Here is a 21,997-nt window from a genome sequence, read left to right as displayed (position 1 = left end):
CGGAAACATCAGTACCTAAGTGATATAACTCTAATTTTGGTGACGTTTTTTGTTTTTAAAATAAAAGCGAATTGCTTTCCAGTTAGGGTCGTTGTCAACAGTAAACCTAATTGCTTGCGTATGCTCTCCGTTTGGACGATGAAACTCCCAATACAAATAGTCGTGTTGTTCTTGTGGCCCCACACCAGTGAGTGTAGGTAAAAACGAGATCCCATCTGTTTGTAGCTCTGCGCCAGAGCCACTTAGTTCCGCTAAGGTAGGAAGCACATCCCAAAAAGCGGAAATATGGTTTGTTTGGGTTCCCGCTTTAATCTTGCCTGGCCATTTTGCTATTGTAGGCATTCGAATGCCACCCTCATACAGGTCGCGTTTATAACCCCTAAATTGCGCATTGCTATCAAAAAAGTCCAAGTCGGCACCACCTTCAAGGCTTGGCCCATTATCACTTGTAAAAATAATTAGCGTATCATTCTCCAATTCAAGGGTAGCTAGCAATGTCGCTATTTTGCCTATGGCTGTGTCAATATTGGTAATCATGGCAGCTCGCGCAGCTCTTGGGCGGCGCTGAGGCAGATAACGTGAATCAACACCGTAAGGTCTTTCCTCGAACTTATAGTTATCTATCTCCGTCTCGGGTGCTTGGAGCGCTGCATGGGGGCCGGCATACGCTAAATAAAGAAAAAATGGCGCTTGCTTTTGTTGTTCGATGTACTTTAATGCTTCATTCGTAATTCGATTTTGGGCGTAATCTTCCCTGATGTAGCTTTGGTAACTTTGAGGGTCGTTTGGGTCGACGCCATCAGGTAGCGATTGATGGGGATGCAACCACTCATTTTCTAACGGAAACTTCTTGTCATTCTTCCAGAGATGTGTGGGATAGTGGTTATGCGCTTGCTTCTGATCTAAATATCCAAAAAAATAATCAAAGCCTTGTTTTGTTGGTACTCCGTATGAATGGGGGCCGCCCAGCCCCCATTTTCCAATCAGTGCAGTGTGATACCCGGCATCTTTCATTACAGTGCCGAGCGTTGTAGTCCCTGGAAGCAATGGCATTTGACCATATTCTTTTTCATCTGTGAAATCTCCAAGTTCGTAATTGCCTCTAATTTGGTTGTGTCCCGAATGCCTCCCTGTAACAAGTGCTGCTCGAGAAGGCGCGCAAACAGTGTTTCCCGCATAATGTTGTGTAAAGGTTAAACCGTTTTTAGCCAGGTTCATCAGGTTTGGTGTACGTATCTTCCTCTGCCCGTAAGGTTCTATGTCGCCAATGCCCATATCGTCCACAATTATGTAAATGACGTTTGGCTTCCTTTCTGAAATTTTTTGGCGTTCTTGTGATTGTGAAAAACTACTAGATCCTATAAAAAGTATAGGGCCTAAAAGCATCGCGAAAGTCTTGATAGTTCTGTAGCTAAACGTTTTGTTTTTCATAATGATCCCACAGTTTTACTAATCGGTCGGACAACAGCTTAAGTCAGATAATTGTTATTTCTTGCTAAGGTGCTTTTCTGTTAGCTCAGCAGAAAAGACTTCGTCAAACTGGGGGTTTGCAGTTTTAGGTATCGGGGCGTTTATTGAATCTTGCCAATGTTGAAGTTCTGCAGAAAGCGCTTGTACTATTTTGGGGAGGTATTGAGCTAAATTAACATGTTCACCCTCATCATTTTCTAAGTCGTAAAGTTCATAGCTGTCATCCTCAAAGTAATGATGTAATTTCCACTTGCCTTTTCTCATCGTAGAGCCTGGACGCGTTCTAAACAGAGGGTCACGGGATTGATCTGCGCTAGGATTGTAGCTCTGCAAATAAATGGGAAAATGCCAAAAGAGACTGCGCTCCTCAATGGATAAATTGCTCAAAAGAAGCGGCGACAAATCAATACCATCAAGTGGATAACGGAACTCTATCTTCCCTAGTACAGAAGCTAAAGTGGGGAAAAAGTCCGCGTTTATGACGGGAATATTTACTTCTTTAGCAGGAATTTTGTTTTGCCAATGGATTAAAAGAGGAACTCGCGTTCCTCCCTCATAGTAACTGCCTTTACCACCTCGCAGAGGGTCTTGATAAGAGATCGACCTTATACCACCATTGTCCGAAGTAAAAATAATGAGAGTATCGTTACTTATGTTGAATTCTTTTAATGACGTAATTAAGCGACCAATATTTATGTCCATCAATTCAACCATAGCCGCATAGGTTGCGTGCCTTTCGTTTCTTACCTTAGGGTGGGATAAGTACTTCTGCTTAAATGTATCAATAGTTTCCAGTGGGGTATGAACGGTGTAGTAGGGCACATATGCAAAAAAAGGTTGGTCTCGTACCTCGGAAATCCAATCTATCGCTTCGGTTGTTATCCTATTCGGAAGGTATTCGCCTTTTGGTCCATCTTCTAAAAAAAGGCATGTTGTAGGGGCTGAAGTAGGACTTTGGGTGACCTTTTTAAATGGCCTGCTACATTGTGATCGAAGCCCTGGCTTTTAGCGTCTTGACCTAAATGCCATTTTCCAAAAGAGCCAGTGGTATAGCCTTGTGATTTAAACAGTTCAGCTAACGTAACAACCGAATCGTCTAAAATATCCGTATTTTTTGTTGCAATTAGTCGACGTGTTTTCGGATGACCACGATCAGACGGTGATACGGTATAAATTCCGTGTCTTGGTGTGTACTGGCCGCTCATTAGCACCGCTCTGCTAGGGGCGCAGTTTGAGGCTCCCGCGTAGGCATCCGTGAAGACCATACTCTTTGATGCAAGTGCGTCAATGTTGGGTGTTTGAAAAACATTATTGCGGTCGTTATAGCCAACATCCGCCCACCCTAAATCATCCACGACAATAAGAAGTACGTTAGGAGGACTCTCATTACAGATTGCAGCACACGGTATAAAAAGTAGGGTAAAACATAGTTTACTCAGGGTATTAGCTGCATTTAATAGTGCGTTGAATGTTTTACTAATCATAAATCAGAACCCCGGAGTCAAAAAAACGGCTACTTCAAGCTTGTACAATTAATTTAGTTTGAAGTAGCGTTTTAACAGATTTACTCAAGTGTAAATTGGTCGATGTTGGGACCGCTTTCACCGACGGTTCTAAATTCTATATGGTTGGCACCTTTTACTAGCGTAAAGCTTACGGCTTGTTCGTCCCACTTACTGTCCCAACTTCCGGTAGGTTCAAATTCAACCATGGCCGCTTTCTTATCATTTACATAGATAGCAATAGGCCGTTTTGAGCTCTCGTCGTTGTGCGTATAACGGAAAACAGCAGTGTATACGCCCTCAGCACCGTCGTTTTCGTGGTACCAATACATGGTGCCTTCTTCGCCGTTAAATGTTCCATAAGCCCCTCCGTGGACTCCATGAGCGCCGCGCACTGCAGCGGCGCCTTGACCATATTCCGCGTCTTCGCCCTGTAATGATAAGCCGCGACCTACCCACATATCGGCTGAGTTTTCATCGCCCCAGAAAAGGCCCACACCCTGTCCGAATTGTTGCTTCATTTGAAAGGCAAGTCGGCCATTGATAACCACATTCGCGTATACTGTGTCACCATTGTTCACTGCGAAAGGGGTAAGATAAGGTTTCATTTCTTCTTCATTTGGAGTGTTCACGCTATAGCGAACTTGAATTTGTTGAGACGCGATATTTGCAGTTTCAGTGATAGCAATGGTTTGGACATCAATAGCCACCTTGTTCGAGAGCCTTAACGCTTCGTCACCCACGATAGCAGCTATAGTGACAAATTCGCGAGCATCAGGATAAGCAACTTCAACAAACGCGCGGTTTTTTCCCATAAATAAATGTCTGTAATTAGATTTAACACGATTGGTGTGTTCGTAAGGAGAGCCGTTTTCAAGTGCTTTTACTTTTAATCCTTCACTAAAGTGATAATGGGTCTTATGACTCCCATAGGGGTAAAAGTTGTTATCCTTATCTACGGTTTCAGTAGTGATTACTTTCGCAGTATTGAAACCATCTTCAGCGGTGTAAGTGTCTATGCTGTGTCTTAGACCAACAGGTGAGCCAGCGGTTTTAATTTCTTTCTCTAAGACCTTTTTACCGTTCTCATAACCCACTGCGCGTATTGAGCCCGGCGTCCAGGGTACGAACCATTCTGCTTGCATCTCATCGGCTTGTTTTCCCGGTTTATCACGGCCAAGGGATTTACCATTTAGAAATAGCTCGACCTCATCGAGATTAGAATAAACCCATACTGGCACCAACGTACCTTCCTTCATCGTTGGATGTGTCCAACTAGGGAGAATATGAAGTGAAGGTTCATCTAGCCATTGGCTTCGATAAAAGTGGAAAAGGTCTTTCTTAAAGCCTGCCAAATCCAGTGCACCGCCCATAAAAGCAATGTAAGGCCAACCTCCGTGGGCTAACCCAGCTTCTCCATGGTAGTCGAAACCGGTCCAACGAAAGTGCCCCGCATGGTGAGGCAAGTCACGTGCAAGCTCCCAGTTTTTACGCGCATTAATCCGAACTGTTGCGTTATCGTAAGATGAGTTAAGGTGCTGTTTTTGATTCGACCACTCTTTGGGATCCTTCCAATCGTAAAAGAAAATTTCCTTCTCTGTGATATTAGGCAACTCGAACGTGTCTCCCTTAGGACCGTCTCTCCACCATGTTTGGGTACGATAGTATCCACGAGTTTGCCACGTGTGAGGGGCTTCCGTTGATACGAAAGGGCGATCAAACCGTCGTTCGAAGAAACTCTTGCTTTCTGACCCTCCGTTAATGCCTATTACATCTAATCCTTCTTTATTGGTAGAGCCAGAGGTAACAAGTCGAGTTGGGTCATGCTTTTTCACAGCAGCAGCAAGCTCAGTGACAATCTCACCGTGAGTCTCATTACCTACACTATAAATAATGATTGAAGGGTGATTTCTATTGCGTGTAACCCACTCGGTCAAGTCTCTCTCCCACCACTCATCGAAATGATATCGGCCGTAGTCGTGACGTGCTTTTTGTTTCCAACCGTCAAATACTTCATCCATCACCATTATGCCTAGTTCATCACAAAGCTCATAAAACATGGTGGGATAGGGGTTATGCCCGGTACGAATGGCGTTAACGCCCATTTCTTTTAGAAGGTTTAGTTTCCATCGTAGAAGCGGTTTTGTCCAAGCCCCTCCAACAGGCCCCCCCTCATAATGTTCGGCTACGCCCTGAATCTTTACGTTTTCGCCGTTTATCCAAAAGCCGGTATCTGTTTTCCATTCGATCTCACGAACGCCAAATTTCACGCTCTTTCGATCAATCTCAATGTTGTCTTTAACCAGCTTTAAGTCTAGGTCGTATAAATATGCGTTATGGGGCATCCACATCTGTGCGTTTTCTAAATCAAAAGTAAACGAATAAGAGGCGTCTTCTCCCGTTATCTCAAGAGGCGTCTTCTGAGAAAAAAGCTGTCTACCTTCTTGATCGTAAACTCGATACTGAATCGCGTAATTGTCACTGTCGCCAGGACGCGTATTTAACTGGAAGCTGGCCTCAACCTTTGTCTGTTCGCCCACTTTTGGTGTGCGGATAAATAGAGAGTTATGTTTTATGTGCGTAGAATTCAATATGGCAAGCTTTACTGGGGCAAAAATACCCCCAGGGTGATACCAACGCGTGGAAGGCTGCAGTTCATTATCAACGCGGACGCTTATAACATTGTTTTCTTTTTTCAGATATTTACTTAATTCATACTGAAAACTGATGTAGCCGTATGGACGTTTACCTAAAAAGTGGCCATTTATCCACACCTCGCTGTTCATATAAACGCCTTCAAATTGAAGCCAAACCTGCTTATCTTTCCATGCATCGTCAAAGGCAAAATGCTTTCTGTACCACGCCGTGCCCCCACCATGATATCCGCCAGACTGGCCTTGGGAACCCGCTTCACTAACACCTTCTTCGTAGATGTAGTCGTGCGGTACCTCCACGGTAGTCCACCCGCTGTCATTGAACGTAGGTTTTTTATAAATATCGTTGTCACTTAATGTGAATTTCCATCCACCGTTGAAATTTATATACTGTCTGGTGTCACTTTCGGCACGAGCGCCGGCAGCGGTCATCAGTACGGTTAGCGTAAGTAGAGCAAGCAGAAGATAGTCATGAATAAAGGGTTTTCGTGTCATGAGCAACATGTTGAGTAGTCCTTGTTAGAAATCAAATATGTTTTTACGCGCCATTTATGGGGCTATCTGGAGGCAACATCGTTGTACGATGCTTCACCTGAGTCAGTCATTCGTATTTCATCTAAATACAGGTAGTGGTCATTTTGCATACCACTAAGATCGCCGTTGAAATACATGCCCCACGATGGATAAATTCCTTTGTCGTCGTTATATCCAAATTGAATATTTTGTTTATCTAGTACCTTTTCTTCATCAACCCAAAGTTCTATAAAACCGTTTTTTTGTCTGAATAATCCACTTTTACATGTAGGACGAAATCTACCCACCGATCTAAATAGTCCGATTTTAATCCGGGTACTTCGAAATGCTCTGTGCCGTGGCCATTTCGAGTTGGACTTAGTTCATGTGGGTCCCATTTCCATGCGCCTCGCAGCCCGTCTGGGGTTAGCGTTAAACTGAATGGTGGATTTCTAGAATGTTCCTTCAGACGCTTATCTGCGCTTCCGTGTATTTGAAAAAATAGCCACGGATTAGGTTCATCACGCGTTCCTTCGCTAGGAAAAAAAACACTAAAGCCATACCACGCCTCTGCGCCCGCTACTTTCTGTGTTTTAAACCCGTGAAACATCGCCTTGCGGTCAACGTTGTCAATCTTTGTGTCGTCACCATTAAAAGCCGCAGGGTTATTATGGTCCCAAAACAGTTTAGCGGCATATTTCCCGCTTCTGACTATGCCTTCCTCAATAGAAAAGGCACGTTCGCTTTGGAGCTGATTAAACATGAAATTTTGCGGTGCTGTCTTTTTTAACCCAGGAGTAAAGCCTCGTGGGGATGCTGCATTCCAACCCTGATTTTCAAAAGATTCATAGGTAATATCCATATTACTTTCACTGACACTCGGAGCTTGAAATTTGCCATCGTGCCATAGATAGAGCCGCTGAGATGCGCCCTTTCTCAAATTCAAAATGACACCGTGATGGTTGCCCTTTTCGTCTTTGATCGGATCCATTTGCATACGCGTGTTTTCGAGCGAGAGATACACCTGTTGAATAGTCCAGTTAGTCTCGTCTGTACTGGTAACTGAAGCGAAATTCATGGTGTTATCTTCATCACGATAAGTGACCACTGCCTCAAAACTATTATTCCGTTGTGCCAGTTGAACCAAATCTATGACTGTGGATATCTGGGCACCTTCTTGGTTTTTAAGTGTGCGATTTTCGGTGTCAGGCATTGGTAGGCTGTGTACCCATTGACCCTCTTTAAATGCGGTCATTCGCCACTCTCGATAGTCTTTTGTACGAGCTTCATAGGCAACAGCAGGCGCGCCACTGCTAAGTGATATGGGAGAAGTACCAAAAGGCGTTTCCTCTCTATTTGTTGAATCGAACGCCAGCATCTTGTCGTTCGCCACGTCAATTGTGACCGGAAGCTCAATGTTCTCGCCTTGCGCGTTATATAATAGCCCGCTTGTTGTATCTAAACGCATGTAGTAGGCGTTGATACGGGCATAGGTTTCCTTATCGTGGACTTCTAAGAAGTTACATTCATGCCAGAGAAAGCTAATGGCTATCTCGGTATCTGAGATTTTAAGAGGGTTGATGTAAAATGTATCAACGTTAATAGGGTCGTCTGATTGCGGTGTTGGCCAAGTAATGATGACTGGCTCTTCAAATCGCTTTGAGCCTGCTGGCATTTTGTAATACACCCACGGGGACTTGTGGGTTCCAGCCCTCGTAAATAGGTAGATATCGCCATTCCCCATTTTGTAGCTTTTCGTGTATGACGCAAAAGGCGTTATATCATCTACGTATTCGAACTCACTAATGTCATAGGGTTTTTTAGTTACAACATGCAACATTCTGCCGCCAGCATGAGGTGTGTCTATAGAAAGCGGATTAAGCCCATCCTCTCGCTCCCCTCCATGCCCTCCATAAACTAAGTGAAGATACCCTTGCGTATCCATTTCTATGATTGGACGGCCGTGACTGTCTATTTTTCTCTCGCCTTTTGAAAGTGTGCTGTCAGCGGCTTTGATTGGCCCCTGCCATTGATGCGACTCAAGGTTATAGGCGGCAACATAGGGGTCGGTAAGATGACCTTGGTATGTAATGAATACGGTATCACCCTCAACATAGTGCCAGCCTCGGTGGGGATTACCCTGCAAGTTGTCAGTGAAATAGCCTTTGGGTAACTCATTGTCATTTTGGGGCACGGCAGGCTTAGAGCCCAGCCCTTCTTCCGGTATTGAGTAAATGTCTTCGAATGACTTTCCTTCTCTGAATGCGTCATAGATCGGTTGATAATCCGGATACTGGCCGTACATGTATTGGTCAATGCGCCAGCGCCAGTAATCAACGCTTTCAGGGTCTGATTGGTCGACCTGAGCTGCTAGCGCTTCAAATACGTTGTCTGTTTGAGAATATTTCTCAATCAATATTTTGCGCTGGGAGTAAAAATCGCTTTCCTCGGTTATGTCCATTTCTTCACTATCAGGTTTGCAAGCTGAACCTAGAATAACCACTGTAAGCACTATGGAAAGGGCGCGACCCACTTGTGTCTGGAACTGTTTGCTAAAAAAAGACTCTGCCATGTTATTCATCGTGTCATCATTCTCATCACTCATAGAGCCGCCAATAGGTTAAGAATTTACCCTTCTTTTAAACCGTATCTATGTCGTGTATATTCGGTCATATGTAATCATGATGTTACAAAAATAATCAATATGAATCAAAACTTAATTAATAAGTTGTTAGTGTGTGCTAGGCTTTTTCTCCCGAACATGTTCTTAATCAGCGTTTTGTTTTCGATCAGTGCAGTTGGAGACACATTGTCGTCTGATGCTTTTATGCAACCTGAGAATGATTATCTGCCCAAAACGTGGATGCATGCCATGAACGGTAATTTGACAAAAGAGGGCTTTTCAGAGGATTTCAAAGCACTCGAAGAAGCCGGCATCGGTGGTGCTATATTTTTTCACGTACATCGACGTAACTGGCCTTACTCTTCTCGTGGGCCGGTTAGATTCGGTACTGAAGAGTTTTATGATCACCTTGTCCACGCCGCGGCACAGGCAGATAAGCACAATATTGAGTTCGGCATTCACAACGCTGACGGATGGACATCAAGTGGTGGACCATGGGTTACGCCCGAGCAGTCAATGAAGCGGGTAACGTGGTCTGAGCAGTCTGTTTCTGGCGGAAATAGATATTTACCCTTGAAACCAGGTTTCGCAGAAGGGCTTTATAAAGATATTGCAGTAATTGCTATTCCCCAAGATGAGTATTCCAATCACAATTTATTTTCGACCGGGAGAATAAGCTCATCAGATTCGACATTAAATGCTGAAGTTTTGTCAGACAGAGACTGGGATACAGAATTTATTTTCGAGAAAAATGAAAACGATGAATATTGGGTGCAAGTTGAGCTTGATGATGTCGCTACGTTGAGAAGTTTGCAAATAGAAACACCAGATCGGCATGGGGACGCCGCACTACTTATTTCAAATGACGGTATTAACTTTAAAACGGTAGTTGAAAACCTACGTCGGCCCAGAACTGGTGCGAGAATGTGGGCGTTTAGTCCGCAACTTGTTAATGAAAGCCAAGATGGATTTACAGCCAAATATTTCAGAATTTCATTTACCAAACCTATCACAATAAAGCGTTTTGACCTGTGGTCAGTACCAAGGATAAATGATTGGCTATCTATGAATTCCATGGAACGTGGGAAGCTGAGTATGACGCCGACTATCGCAGAAGCCGCCATCGTCGCATCAAGAGATATTCGAGTTTTACATCGCGGAGCTATCCCTCCAGAGGGAATAGCAATACCCGAGGGAGACTGGCGAATTTTACGATTTGGCTATACCAGCACAGGTGCCTTTAATGTCCCTGCGACGATTGAGGGCGAAGGATTAGAAGTCGACAAGTTCGATCCTAATGCCCTGGAGCATCACTTCGATAATTACGTAGGTAAGTTGGTCAAAAAGGTGAATGAGCAAGGTATCAAGTCACTGAAAACCACAGAAATAGACAGTTATGAAGTAGGGGGCCAGAACTGGACAAAAGGAATAGAAAAAAGCTTTGAAGATAAATTTGGGTATGACTTTATCCCATGGTTACCCTTACTTACAGGACGGGTTATTGAATCGCCCGCCCACACGGGGGCTGTACTTCAAGAGTTTCGGCAGCATCTTTCTGATTTAATGGTAGAAAACTATTTTGGCGAATTCACCAAGCTTTCGAATAAACATGGCCTCGAATCTTATATAGAGCCTTACGGCTGGGGACCTTTCGACGAGTTAGCAGCAGGTGGAAAGGCAGATCGGTTAATGGGAGAGTTTTGGGTAAGAGATCAACAGTACAACGGCAGAGTGATGGCGGCTATTTCGTCAGCCCACGTCTATGGAAAGAAAGTAGTTTCAGCAGAATCCTTCACCTCAATAAGAACGGTCAATTGGTACGGCCATCCCTATTTTTATAAACACTACGGCGATGAAATGTGGGCTAGGGGCATTAATGAAACTATGTTTCACCGTTTTGCTCATCAACCCAATAATCATGTAAAACCAGGCATGACAATGGACTCCATTGGCTCCCATATAGATAGAACACAAACGTGGTGGAGCAATGGCGGTACTGAATGGTTCAAATATTTAGCTAGGGGGTCTTACTTGCTGCAGCAAGGTGTCCCAGATGCTGATTTCCTTGTGCATTTGGGAGATATAGCTCCTTTACGCGTGGGTAACGCAAACAATACATCAGTACCAGATGGATTTGGGTACGATTATGTCAATACAGACGTTCTAATTAACCGAATACGAGTAGAAAATGGCCACTTAGTGTTACCGGAGGGGACGCGATATAGGGCATTACATCTTTATAAAACTCAGTATTTACACCTAAGGACACTACGTAAAATAAAAGAGTTGGTGTCAGATGGCGCCACTGTTATTGGTGATAGGCCCGAAAAAGTCATTGGTTTAAGTGAGTGGCCGGAAAAACACGAGTTTGACACAATTGTTGATGAACTATGGGGCAACCCTTCTTCAAGTGATCGTAAGGTATTGCACTACGGGAAAGGCATAATAAGTACTTACGATCTCGAAGGAACAATAAAAGTATTGGGTTATGAGCCCGATCTGTTTATCGATGGCAAGCCTGCGCATGCATTTACACATCGCCGAATAGATAACAACGATCTCTATTATTTTTATAATGACGAACCATCATTTAAGTCTGTTGAAATAGATATTAGAGAAGGTGATGGCGTACCAGAAATTTGGCATGCTGATGAAGGAACTATAGAGAAAATAACAGATTTTGTTCGCAATGAAACGCGTCTTGTGACAACAATCCCACTGGAACCTTTTGGATCGCGTTTCGTTTTGATAAGAAGAGATGACGAACAACCACCTTACGACGGTTCAAGGAATCAACTGCTAGTCGATACTTATGCAAATAAGCATAACATATTGAGCAAGTTTGACTCCCCTTGGGAAGTTCATTTTGATCAGAAATGGGCTGGTCCAGGTGATGTCCGTTTTGACAATCTCATTGATTGGACGACGAGTGATGTATCAGGTATTAAACATTATTCCGGTAAGGCGGTGTACAAAAATACACTTGTTATCGATAAAGCGCTTATAAATCAATCGCAGCCGCTCTACCTTAGCCTTGGAGACGTTCAGCAAATTGCTGAGGTTTCTTTAAACGGTAAGTCTATCGCCACGCTGTGGAAACCCCCCTTCGTTCTAAATATTCAAGATTATGTAAAAGCGGGACACAATGAACTTGAAGTGAGCATCACAAACACGTGGGTTAATCGTTTAATAGGTGATGAAGCGCTTCCAGACACCAGCGGCTATTCAATGACGGGAGATACGGTTCCGTGGATTACTGAAAATACTCCCCCTCCGCCTAGTGAACGCGTTACTTTTACAGGGTATAACTTTTTTGAAAAGCGGCCTAAGAATCTTCAGCCCTCAGGGCTTATAGGCCCTGTGACCCTCTACACAATTCAAAAAGGAAGTAGATCAGAGCATGATTAGATTTATTTTTAGGTCTGCTAATCTGCTCTTAGTAACTCTAGCTTTGGGAACGCCTCTGCTTGCCTGGGCACACAAAACACAGAGTGAAGCAAAGCCGATTCACTTACCCGAAGCTCCCATGCCAGGGGGGTTCTACAATGCTGATGCCAAGGAGCTAGCTCAGAATTTTATGAGCCCTCCTGATGCAGTGAAGCCATGGGTATATTGGTATTGGGTAAATGATCACATAACCAAAGGTGGTATTGAAAACGACTTAGCCGCGATGCAAAAAGCGGGAATTGGTACTGCGTTAATCGGCATTATCCATCTAAATCCAAGCAATGGAAAATATGGAAAAACCAGAGCATTGAGCGATGTGTGGTGGGAGCATCTATATTTCGCTATCGAAAAAGCCGCTGACTACGACATTGACCTAGGGATCTTCAATTCACCGGGTTGGAGTCAGTCTGGAGGGCCCTGGATAACCCCTGAACAGTCTATGCGCTATTTAGATAGCAATGAATATCAGTTTAGTGACATAAATAACAAACCGCTTGAATTAACTATCCCTGAAGGTTTTCACCAGACAGTGAGTTTAATAGCATTTAAGACGCCAGAGTCTGAACTCATGTCGCACAAGGTAAAGGGCGTTCAAGCGACAGCGGCGACTTTATCTTCAGAAGAGAAAAGTATACCTGCTGATGTATCAGTGCTTGTTGATGATGATTTGAGTTCATCCTGGTCATTTCCCCAACATAGGCTAGACAAAGACAGCAGTCTGCAAATAGAGATAAGTTACAAAAATCGCCAGGAAATGAGGTCGCTTTTAATTTATCCAGAACACGCCTTCTCAGCTGAAGTTGACTTGCAGTACATGAATAATAACGGCGAATTCGAAACACTCTCGACGTTCTCAATGCAGCGACCACCAACCAGGCCTGAGCTTGGGCCTGAACACGATGCGCCAATAGCTGTGTCCTTTCCAGAAGTAGAATCAACAGATTTTCGGATTTTAATTAGTAACATAAAACGCGGAAGAGGCCCCGCTCACCTGTCGCCGGGATTGAAAGAGATAAAGCTAAGCGGTCAGTACACGTTAGAACGCTTTGTTGAAAAAAAGCTAGCCAAGGTTCATCCAACGCCTCAGCCCAAACATGATAGCTATGTATGGGAAAAGCCGGTGCCTAATCAGGATGCAGAATTGGCCATTGAAGCCGATGACGTTATTGATTTAACAAAGTTCTTTGACGGTAAAAGGCTTAACTGGGAGGCGCCCAAGGGTAATTGGACAATTGTTCACTACTTTATGCGTTCCACGGGGGCGACCAATGGACCTTCGAGTAATTCAGCAAGAGGTCCTGAAGTAGACAAGCTCAATAAGCAACTTGCGCAGTACCATTTCGATGCTTACGTTGGAAAATTACTAAGCGCTTTGCAACCCGAAAAGCGAACTGCGCTCAAGTATGTCGTGGTTGATAGTTATGAAAAAGGGGCGCAAAACTGGACAGATGACTTCAAGCAGCAGTTTAAGCATCAATATGGCTACGATCCAACCCCGTTTTTACCCGTTTACACTGGAAGAATTGTTAACAGCGCGGATCAGAGCGAGAGATTTTTATGGGATGTCAGACGCTTAGTCGCTGATAAAGTGGCGCATGCTTATGCTGCGGGCTTGAGAGAACGGGCGCACGAGCATGGCTTGAAATTATGGCTGGAGAATTATGGACACTGGGGGTTTCCTGGCGAATTCCTGCAATACGGTGGGCAAGCCGATATTGTGAGTGGCGAGTTTTGGGCTTCGGGCAATCTGGGTGCTATAGAGCTTAAAGCCGCTTCATCAGCCGCTCACATTTACGGGCATAGAACGGTCATGTCTGAGTCCTTTACCTCTGGAAGAAGTGAATCGTTTAAAAACCACCCATGGAGTTTTAAAAAGCGAGGCGATTGGTCGTTTGTCGAAGGTGTAAATCACACACTTTTGCATGTCTACATTCAGCAAGCATACGAGGACAAAAAACCGGGCGTGAATGCGTGGTTTGGTTCAGAATTTAATCGAAACAATACATGGTTCAGCTACATGGGAAGCTGGCTAGACTACGTTAAACGTTCAAATTATATGTTGCAGCAAGGACAGTATGTTGCAGATATCCTGTATTTTATTGGTGAAGATGCCCCGAAAATGACTGGTGCCGTTGAGCCAGAAGTTCCATCCGGTTATAGCTATGATTTCATCAATGCTGAAATTATTCTAAACAAGCTCAGCGTTAAAAACGGCCAGTTCGAGTTACCTAACGGTAGTGTTTATAAGCTGCTTGTACTTCCTGACGTGAGCACTATACGCCCTGAGTTGTTGAAGAAAATTTCAGAGCTCGTCAAAGCTGGAGGAAGCATATACGGACCTAAACCCAGCAGTTCTCCCAGCCTAGAGAATTTCCCACATGCAGATAATGAAGTGCAGCACTATTCAAACCTATTATGGCAGGATATAAACGGCGCCGATATCACGCACAGACACTATGGTTTGGGTAATGTCCTTTACCAAAATTCTCAGCAGACTGAATTAAAGGATATCTTAGCAAAGATAGGTTCTCCGCCAGATATGGGAAATTTGCCCGAGACCGTGATTTGGAGCCACCGACGTAGCGATACCCACGATATTTATTTTGTGGCGAATCAATCGGACGAGCCGCAAGAGATTTCTCCAAGTTTCCGCTTGCATAACCCAGATGTGATCCCTCAACTATGGGACCCAATAACGGGTGAAATTGTGCAAATTGCACGGTTTACAAAAGACGATCGAAAAATAACAGTACCCTTGTTCCTTCAGGGGCTAGGTTCAGCGTTTATCGTTTTTGAAAAAGAAAAAAGTACAGAGCGCCAGAGCAATTTCCACAACAAAAATATAAGTTTCATTCAGCGAAAAACGCCTTTTAACGAGGGTAACAGTGTTCCTGCATCTGTATGGGTAGATAGCACTATCGACGCCGATGGTGCGCTTGTAATTACATCACCGACGAACGGCGAATACGAAGTAACACTCTCAGATGGCTCAATCGAAAACGTGTCAATAAACTCTGTACCCTCTGATGTAAAGGTAAAAGGCCCATGGAATGTATCTTTTGAAGAGGAGCGGGATGTTGATACATCGCTAGTGTTGGAGCGTTTAACCTCGCTGACTGAACTCTCGCCAACTGCGCTACAGCATTATTCTGGTGAAGTTGTCTATCAAACTACGATTACTATGAAAGACGAGCAATTTAGTCAGGGTTTGCGTTGGTTTATCGATTTGGGCGAGGTAGGGGTAATAGCGCGATTATTTGTTAATGGACAAAGTTTCGGAGAGCTATGGAGTAGACCTCTTACAGCAGACGTGACAAAAGCTCTACGTGTAGGTCAGAACGAAATAAAAATCGAAGTTGCAACAACCTGGTTAAACAGGCTCGTGGGTGACTTAAAGTTTCCTGAGTCGTTCCCTGACTCAATTGAGCCTAAAGCATTCAATACGCAGATCACCTTTGAAACCAGAGTAACTAAAACAACAGAGCTTCAACACTCAGGTTTAATTGGTCCGGTGCTGCTAAAACCAATAAAGAGGGTAAAGCTGTAAAATGAGAATAGCTAATTATATATCTATCATAAGTATCTCACTTATTCTTCAAGGGTGTCTTTCTACGAGTGAGGATAAATCAGCCCCTAGCCAACCCCCGTTTTTAGAAAATGAAATAAAAATCACCGACAGTGCCTTATTTTTTGACGGTAAAAAAATGGGCAATGTACACAAATCACTAGACTCTGTGAACAACCAAGAAGGGGGGTATAACTACCAGTATGGTTCGGCTATATCTCCTCATGGTGATGCCATCAAAACATATAAGCACTACGTCTTCATGACGTGGTACAAAGGCGGAAAGTACGACCGGCACATGATGTTATCGCGCCTAAACCTTAAAAATGGTCAACTCAAACATATAGAGTTTCCTCATAGGCACACAGGTCTTGTTGGTCGATGGTGGATTGGTGAAACACACAACACCATTGCTGTTGGAATAAGCCCTAGAGATGAGTCTATTCATTTAGTGTTCGATGTGCATGCTTATAGCAAGCACTCAGATACTGGCGGGAACGGTAGTTTTGAGAAAGATTATTTTCGATACTCATACAGTGTGCCAGGCGCAGCAGCTGTGCAAGACGATGCGTTCAGTCTTGACCTATTTGTAAAGGACTCGAGTGTTCATAGTGAAGGTGAAAGCGACTATAACCACATATCGATGACGGGAGAAGAAAACCACGCTGCATTCTCCAAACTCACTTACCCCAAGTTTTTTCAAAATGGTCAAGGTGACTTGTTTTTCTATATTAGGCAGGGGACTTCGCATGACGGGAAAGGTGTTTTCAATCGATACATAGGTAATGGTATTTGGTCATCGTTTAAGAGCATAAACAAGCTTAACGTCAAAGAGGATGGGTTACCCTACACGTGGAGCAACTACGGAAACATGAAGTTTGCTAATAATACGTTAGGGTTTGCCTTTCAACGACGACTAAATAATAAGGAAGACAAGTTTCGCTATCAAAATGGCGTGTACTTTATGTATTCAGACAATCCATTGGGTTTATCTGACTGGAAAAATTACAAAGGCGAACCCATTCAACTTCCATTAATTGATGCATCTCCTGCTTTAGTTGTCGAAACCGGAGATTGGGTTAAAACACAGAAAAAAGACAGCGTACACATTGTGGGTGGTTTCGATTGGACCATTACAGATAATGGAGACGTTCACATCATTAGCCGCGTTCAAGACAAAGAAAATAACACGGTAGTCAATCTTCATCATTATAAGCCAGTTGGTTCCAAAGAATTCATTACGTCTGAAGATTTTGTTGGCGCCAACAATATTTACACGTCAGGAGACAACATTTACATCATTGGCTTGGAAAACGGACAGCCCTATATTGAACAGGCTAAAGGCGGAACAAATGGTTTTACGAGGGTGTATAGCGGTATTAAACGTTCAGCTAAATTTTCAAAAGGCGTCGTTTATATATCAGAAGGTAAGTTGTTTTTCTATTTGCTCGCCGAGGGAAGTGGTGATAAACGCACAACCTATCTTCAGGTGATAAATCTGCATTGATACAAAGCGCATTTTTGCATACGACTTAATTGAACTTAAATCGAATTTTCTGACTCGGGAGAAATATGAAAACTTTAAAGTACGCAGTCTTATTGATAGTTGTTTTGTCCGCACATAGCTGTGCTGCTCTCGCCGATAGTACAGATAAGGTTGAAAAATCTCAGCATAACTTCGTAATGATTGTTATCGATGACCTTCGTCCTGTTATTGGCGCTTATGGAGACGAAAAAGCGTATACTCCCAATATAGATGAACTGGCTAGCAAAGGAATAATGTTTAATCGTGCATATGCAAATGTACCTGTATGTGGTGCTTCAAGAGCGAGTTTGTTAACCAGTCTCAGACCGACAAGAACACGTTTTCTCAATTTCAATGCAAAAGCCGAAGAAGACGTGCCAGGCGCGAAATCGCTACCTCAAGTTTTGCGAGAATCCGGTTATAACACTATGGCCATAGGTAAAATATTTCATCACAGCAGTGATCTCGCCGATGAGAGTTGGAGTGTACGCCCTGTATCTGGAGGTTTGCCCCATGCAACAACATTAAACCCTGAATCAGAGAAGTACAAAAAGCCAAATGAGAAACGGCCTAACAATGCAAAAGGTCCGTGGTATGAATCTGCCAACGTTGCCGACGAGGACTACGGGGATGGCAAGACAAAAGTAAAAGCGTTAGCAGCACTTGATAAATTAGCAAAGCAAGACCAGCCTTTTTTTCTTAGCGTTGGTTTTATTCGCCCACATCTCCCCTTCAATGCACCAAAGCGCTACTACGATTTGCATCCTAAAAACAAATTTGAACCGTTTTATCATCGTGAAAAGCCTCGTTTTTCGCCAAACGGGTTAAAAGGGTCAGGAGAAATACAGACATATCACTTTAAAAATTATGAGTACAACAGTGATGATTTTCACGTTGCTTCACAGCGTGGTTACTATGCCTCAGTGAGCTATGTTGATGCCCTAGTTGGCGACTTAATAAAACGAATAAGCACGCTTGGTCTTGAAAAAAATACAACAGTCATTCTTTTAAGCGACCACGGTTTTAACCTTGGTGAGCATAACTTTTGGGGTAAGCACAATATGTTAAATACGGCATTGAGGGTGCCTTTGATCATTGCAGGGCCCAGTATCGCTAAAAACCAAGAAACTGATGCACTGGTAGAACTGATTGATATTTTCCCGACTATAACCGATATTGCTAATGTTAGTAACGAAAGGGACATTGCTGGAGATAGCTTTATCCATGTATTAAAGAATCCTAAGTTGGAACACAAGAATCAAATTTACAGCCGGTTTAAGGCGGGGGATTCTGTAGTGAGCAAAGAACACATCTACACGTTATACTCGACAGAAAACGAAGCTAGTGAAGAAATGCTGTTCGACTTAAACGAAGACCCTGATGAAACTAATAACATTGCGAGCGATCCGAATTACTTGGATGTTAAAAGTAATCTATACAAGTTACTCACAACGTGCATGAGAGAACTTGAGTGCCAAACTAAGTGAGAATAATACTAGTGTGCGTGATGCGAAAACAGCCTAAAGCTCGCATAAACCATGTATTGAGGAAAGGTTGGTATCGATAGAAAATTTATACAAGCTAATCGTATTTTATAAAGAGCGTTAAGTGTAATATAGTAGGTCGAGCAACATCGATTTGTATCTTGAGCAAATGAATGTGGTTGTAGTTGCAGAAAAGCGTAACAAAACAACTAAAAAGACTATTTTGTTACGCCATAAAACTTAAGGCTGATTACCACGTACCACTACGAAGTTGTCATAAAGTGCAGATACTTCACCAGTTTTTACCGCCCCTGTTAAGCTTGGCATTGAACCTAAAAAGCTAGTTCTAATGATTTTTTGAATTTTAGCCGCTGGTGGCACATTAGAACTTGTTCCGCCAAAAAATTTGAAACCTGTTTTTTTCGCAACTTCAGTTCCGTCAATATACAGCCTAGCTTGGGCATCGCTTTTGGTACTCGAGCTATTTACCTTTACATAGAGAGCTACGTCGTACCATTTATTTTTCTCAAATGTGAATTGTTCAGCTCGAATTATCTCGCCACATTCACCATCAGGCTTTCCTTGTCTGTATATATATAGTTGTGGGTGTTTATCCCTAATGCCAACTCGCGCACTCCAGCCATTTGTCGTAATGTCGCGACAGCCAGTGACTGGCTCTTCCGGTCCCAAGCCAAAAAACTTACCGCCCATGTTTGTATCATAATTGTCTTCAAGCTTAATCCTGTATTTAAATGTCGCATCAATAGCATTAGCTGAAATAGGGATTTGACCTACCATCATGGGGTGAGACCCAACCTTACCATTTGAATTAACTTTATACTGTGGATATTTGATGCGGATGTTGTTTGCGCCATTTCTAAACTGTACGTTGGGATGTGACCATTCACCGGCTGAACCTGAATTGAAGTTTTCAGTGTACAAAACGCCTGAAGCGCTTGCTGTAGTTGCCATCACTACTGTGAACAACGCGCCAATTGAGGCTATTATCCGAGTTCTCTTTTTCACTTTATGTTTCCTTATATTTTCTAACTTATTGGCGAATATCACTCTTCAGACGAAACTAACTGTCTAATGAGCAAAGCGATTTTCTTTTGTTCCAGGTTGTTTGTTTCAAAGAAAAGGTCGTCACTAAATAAGGCTATGGATTTCTTTTGTGATTCACTTAAGGCCTCATGTCCGTGTTTAAGCCATTCAAACAAAGGCTCTAATCGTTGTGTTACGGAACCAGACGGTGCGCTTCTTACTGCGAGGAAAACTTCTTCCATGGATAAAGATAGAGAGTCGGGGGAAGAAAAAATCGAATCAATCAGTGCTGTCCTGATTTTGACCGATTGGGTTTCAAAGTATGTAGAAATAGCGAGGTCGAATGCGTGGCTAGGAAGGCTAGTGTTCAATTCGTGTGAAAGTATCAATTTAACGTCGTCAGAAATACTGCTCTCCAAAAGTTCACGTATAGCACGATGTCTTACAGACTCGCTCTTTAACTTAATGGCTAAATCTACGGCTGATTCTTGGTCTAACTCTCTCTCAGACTTCGAAAGGAGATAAACAATCTCTTCTTGTTGTACTTCATTTAGCTGTTGAACATTTTGCAGCAGTTCTCTTCTTTTAGGATTGTTTGGAAGTTCCATTAACAGAGCTAAGATTAAATCTGTAGAGTATTCGTCTTCAACACGGATGTGATTTGACGTTTCGCTGTTTACCTTTTTTTCTAATGTGGTTTCGTGAGAATCATTGATAAAATGTGCAGAACGATTGACTTCATGAGCAGATTTCTGACATTGCTGAGACGTTTTATTGTTTGACATTTCTCCCTTGCTATTGTCAGGCCGATGATTAAAGTAATATTCAACGGTTAAACCTGCTAGAGTTAGAAACACTAATAACGTACCTAAAAGCTTCATTTTTTTCATACGTTGGGCATCACTTCTAGTAATTGCAGAGAGGCTAAACGTTGCTCCACTGGTAAAGATGTATCGTTAAGTACACTTTTCGCGACGTCCAGTATCGCTCGTACTTGCTTTGTCGTTAGCTTTTCTTCGCTACTGCCAACCCAATTCTTGGCGATGACATATCCTAGCTGGTGATTTTTAACGTCTTCAGACTTCAGCGATTTTAGAACAATTGAAAAAGCGTCCTCTTTAAACTCATCGGGAAAAGCGCTTATGGATAAAAGTTGAAGCTTTCTAGTCGTATCTTCTACTGCAAAAAATCTGTTCTGAATGGTATTCGAAACCAAAGACAATACTTGTCTGTTGTTTTGGTTTTTTGAAAAAGCCATGAGGCTAGATAAGAGTGTTTCAGAGAGGCTTTCGGACAATAGTCTGCTTAGTATCTTTGGTTTGACGTGATCGTCTACTGCTGAAAGAAGCTCAATGACAATCAATTTATCTTCGTCTCGGTGAGACAGCAACAAGAACTCAATTGCCTCTTCTTTTGCTCTGGAAGGCAAGCCATTTAACAGTGATATTAGGTACTTTCGGGTGTCAGATGAAAGCTCGAGATTTGTTATGCGTAAAACTACATCGTGCAGCAAATGTAGATTTTGCGCTAGGTCTATAAACTCGAAATTCTCAGGAATCTCTGCGAGTACTTCCAGTTGACCGGACCTTAATTCCGTCGTTAGGGCATGTTCCAGTTGGTTTTCAGAGTTGAACAACAATTGATGTAGCGTAACCTCTTTTATCTTTTTTACCGAATTTTTATTACTATTTTCAAAGTCAATTGAAATGTTTATCGCGGGCTTTAAACTTTGCTCCGATGAGACAATCTGCCATTCTTCACAATCAGTGTTTAAATTCTCATGCTCGTTGGGTCTTATTTTGTGAATATTAAAAGCGGCAGTAACAATCATTATTACGATTGGTATCGTCAAGTAGAAGTTAGTGAATGGAGAGATAGCCTTTAGCGACACTTTGACTCAAATTGATTTTATATGAATGTTTTAATAATGTTTGATCATTTTTAATCAAATGTAAACGCTTTAATGTGTTTGTAATGGATTTCCTGTGTTGCGGTATTTGGAAAAAGGTTACTCAATAGGGCGAAAGAAATTTGATACTACATGTAGATCTCAGCCCTACCAATGCGTTGACTATATTTGAGGTGACACACAGAAGAATATAGAAGCATCAATAGTCTGCTGCTGCAGAAGTACTGACCTAGCGATAGGGCTAGGTCAGTCAAAGTTGTG

Annotated in this window: 13 protein-coding genes; 4 read left to right on the top strand and 9 right to left on the bottom strand. The window is 42.9% G+C overall.

Going from position 1 to position 21,997, the window contains the following annotated elements; genetic code table 11:
• Positions 1-30: 30 nt before the first annotated feature.
• From KUL49_RS13715 to KUL49_RS13700, 6 genes are all read right to left on the bottom strand, one after another.
• Complete coding sequence (locus tag KUL49_RS13715; protein ID WP_308805571.1) at positions 31-1,431, bottom strand: arylsulfatase; 1,401 nt, start codon at positions 1,429-1,431, stop codon at positions 31-33.
• 54 nt (positions 1,432-1,485) lie between these two features.
• Positions 1,486-2,352, bottom strand: coding sequence for a sulfatase-like hydrolase/transferase (locus tag KUL49_RS21230; RefSeq protein WP_347400303.1), 867 nt, complete (start codon positions 2,350-2,352; stop codon positions 1,486-1,488).
• A 35-nt stretch (positions 2,353-2,387) separates the two neighbouring features.
• Positions 2,388-2,954, bottom strand: a complete 567-nt coding sequence (locus KUL49_RS21225) for a sulfatase-like hydrolase/transferase (protein WP_258312655.1) — start codon at positions 2,952-2,954, stop codon at positions 2,388-2,390.
• An 80-nt stretch (positions 2,955-3,034) separates the two neighbouring features.
• Positions 3,035-6,130 (bottom strand): glycoside hydrolase family 2 TIM barrel-domain containing protein, encoded by a 3,096-nt coding sequence (locus tag KUL49_RS13705; RefSeq protein WP_131137657.1) that lies wholly within the window; start codon positions 6,128-6,130, stop codon positions 3,035-3,037.
• 53 nt (positions 6,131-6,183) lie between these two features.
• Positions 6,184-6,447, bottom strand: a complete 264-nt coding sequence (locus KUL49_RS21220; protein WP_258312654.1) for a polysaccharide lyase — start codon at positions 6,445-6,447, stop codon at positions 6,184-6,186.
• Positions 6,387-8,744 carry a heparin lyase I family protein gene (locus KUL49_RS13700; protein WP_258312653.1) on the bottom strand — a complete coding sequence of 786 codons (2,358 nt, stop codon included), beginning with the start codon at positions 8,742-8,744 and terminating at the stop codon, positions 6,387-6,389. Before KUL49_RS13700 ends, KUL49_RS21220 begins: the two co-directional genes overlap by 61 nt.
• Before the next feature lie 204 nt (positions 8,745-8,948).
• On the opposite strand from KUL49_RS13700, the gene KUL49_RS13695 reads away from it, so the two are divergent.
• The 4 genes from KUL49_RS13695 to KUL49_RS13680 all read left to right on the top strand — a co-directional run bounded on the left by KUL49_RS13695 (position 8,949) and on the right by KUL49_RS13680 (position 18,786).
• A complete protein-coding gene (locus KUL49_RS13695; RefSeq protein ID WP_242633839.1) occupies positions 8,949-12,170 on the top strand; it encodes a glycosyl hydrolase in 3,222 nt (1,073 codons plus the stop codon).
• Positions 12,163-15,756 carry a glycosyl hydrolase gene (locus KUL49_RS13690; protein WP_131137655.1) on the top strand — a complete coding sequence of 1,198 codons (3,594 nt, stop codon included), beginning with the start codon at positions 12,163-12,165 and terminating at the stop codon, positions 15,754-15,756. The genes KUL49_RS13695 and KUL49_RS13690 overlap by 8 nt, the downstream gene beginning before the upstream one ends.
• Before the next feature lies 1 nt (position 15,757).
• Complete coding sequence (locus KUL49_RS13685) at positions 15,758-17,281, top strand: BNR-4 repeat-containing protein (RefSeq protein ID WP_131137654.1); 1,524 nt, start codon at positions 15,758-15,760, stop codon at positions 17,279-17,281.
• A 65-nt stretch (positions 17,282-17,346) separates the two neighbouring features.
• Positions 17,347-18,786, top strand: coding sequence for a sulfatase (locus tag KUL49_RS13680; protein ID WP_131137653.1), 1,440 nt, complete (start codon positions 17,347-17,349; stop codon positions 18,784-18,786).
• Between the two features lie 237 nt (positions 18,787-19,023).
• Here KUL49_RS13680 and KUL49_RS13675 read toward each other — a convergent pair whose 3' ends face one another.
• The 3 genes from KUL49_RS13675 to KUL49_RS13665 are packed head-to-tail and all read right to left on the bottom strand — an operon-like array spanning position 19,024 to position 21,718.
• Positions 19,024-19,809, bottom strand: a complete 786-nt coding sequence (locus KUL49_RS13675) for a polysaccharide lyase (RefSeq protein ID WP_131137652.1) — start codon at positions 19,807-19,809, stop codon at positions 19,024-19,026.
• A gap of 38 nt (positions 19,810-19,847) precedes the next feature.
• Positions 19,848-20,717, bottom strand: a complete 870-nt coding sequence (locus KUL49_RS13670) for a hypothetical protein (protein ID WP_131137651.1) — start codon at positions 20,715-20,717, stop codon at positions 19,848-19,850.
• Positions 20,714-21,718 (bottom strand): hypothetical protein, encoded by a 1,005-nt coding sequence (locus tag KUL49_RS13665; protein ID WP_131137650.1) that lies wholly within the window; start codon positions 21,716-21,718, stop codon positions 20,714-20,716. Before KUL49_RS13665 ends, KUL49_RS13670 begins: the two co-directional genes overlap by 4 nt.
• Between the last annotated feature and the right edge of the window lie 279 nt (positions 21,719-21,997).

The sequence above is a fragment of the Alteromonas sp. KUL17 genome, assembly GCF_006538305.1.
Classification (GTDB): Bacteria; Pseudomonadota; Gammaproteobacteria; order Enterobacterales; family Alteromonadaceae; genus Alteromonas; species Alteromonas macleodii.
The sequence above is the reverse complement of the archived record's forward strand: the minus strand, read 5'-3'. Positions and strand labels throughout refer to the sequence as shown.